This is a genomic window from Mariniradius sediminis, from assembly GCF_021491425.1.
In the GTDB taxonomy this organism is placed as follows: domain Bacteria; phylum Bacteroidota; class Bacteroidia; order Cytophagales; family Cyclobacteriaceae; genus Mariniradius; species Mariniradius saccharolyticus.
This window is the reverse complement of the sequence record NZ_JAKEVZ010000049.1, coordinates 1-952: the sequence shown is the minus strand read 5'-3', so window position 1 is coordinate 952 and position 952 is coordinate 1. Positions and strand designations below refer to the sequence as shown.

Below are 952 nucleotides of genomic sequence, written 5' to 3'. Positions count from 1 at the left end.
CACAGATTTCGCAGATGATCACAGATAAATGAGTTATTCCTAGGTTATACCTTCGGATTGCTGAACCATTCGTTTCCAACGAACAGCATCAAACCCTCAAGCCAAAGATTCCCATCTGTGGAAATCTGCGTCATCTGTGGTAAAAATAAATAAAGCACAGATTTCGCAGATGAACACAGATAAATTTCGCTGTCGAGATGAGATTTCGTCAATAGCCGTGTTTAGTCGACTAAAATTGAATAAGTAAAATTTCGTGTTTTACCTTTAGTCTAAATGGAAAACACGAACATTTTAACAAAAGCAATAATTGGCAAGGCCTTTCGAGTATCGAATACTTTGGGACCGGGATTCATGGAAAAGGTTTATGAAAATGCCTTGGTCTATGAACTAAGAAAAAGCGGTTTCTTGGTCTATCAACAATATGAGTTAAAAGTCTATTATGAACACGTTGAAGTTGGGACATTTTTTGCTGACATGGTTGTCGAAAACAAAGTTTTAGTAGAACTGAAAGCTGTAAAGGACTTGGAGGATATACATCTAGCTCAAGTGCTTCATTACCTAAAGGCATGCAAATTTCAACTCGGTTTACTTATCAATTTTGGGACGCCCGCTATTCAGATCAAAAGGATCGCGAATGGATTTTTGGTCGATTCAAACACAAAAAGATAGTCATCTGTGGTTCAAAAATGATGGACCACAGATTTCACAGATGAACACAGATAAAAGAGTTATTCCAAGGTTATACGTTCGGATTCATGAGTCATTTGTTTACAAGGAACTGAATCAAATCCCTCAAGCCGAAGATTCCCATCTGTGGAAATCTGCGTCATCTGTGGTTCAAAAATGATGGACCACAGATTTCACAGATGAACACAGATAAAAGAGTTATTCCAAGGTTATACGTTCGGATTCATGAGTCATTTGTTTACAAGGAACTGAATCAAATCCCTCA

The 952-nt window shown here is 37.6% G+C and carries 1 protein-coding gene; it reads left to right on the top strand.

Going from position 1 to position 952, the window contains the following annotated elements; translation table 11 throughout:
* The first annotated feature begins 273 nt into the window (after nt 1-273).
* Nucleotides 274-669: a GxxExxY protein gene (locus L0U89_RS20220; protein WP_255777969.1), complete on the top strand. Its 396-nt coding sequence runs from the start codon at nt 274-276 to the stop codon at nt 667-669.
* The last annotated feature ends 283 nt before the right edge of the window (nt 670-952 follow it).

What these genes read in the sequence shown, in the direction of transcription:
- L0U89_RS20220 (WP_255777969.1), top strand. Translation starts at nt 274, where the DNA reads ATGGAAAACACGAACATTTTAACAAAAGCAATAATTGGCAAGGCCTTT.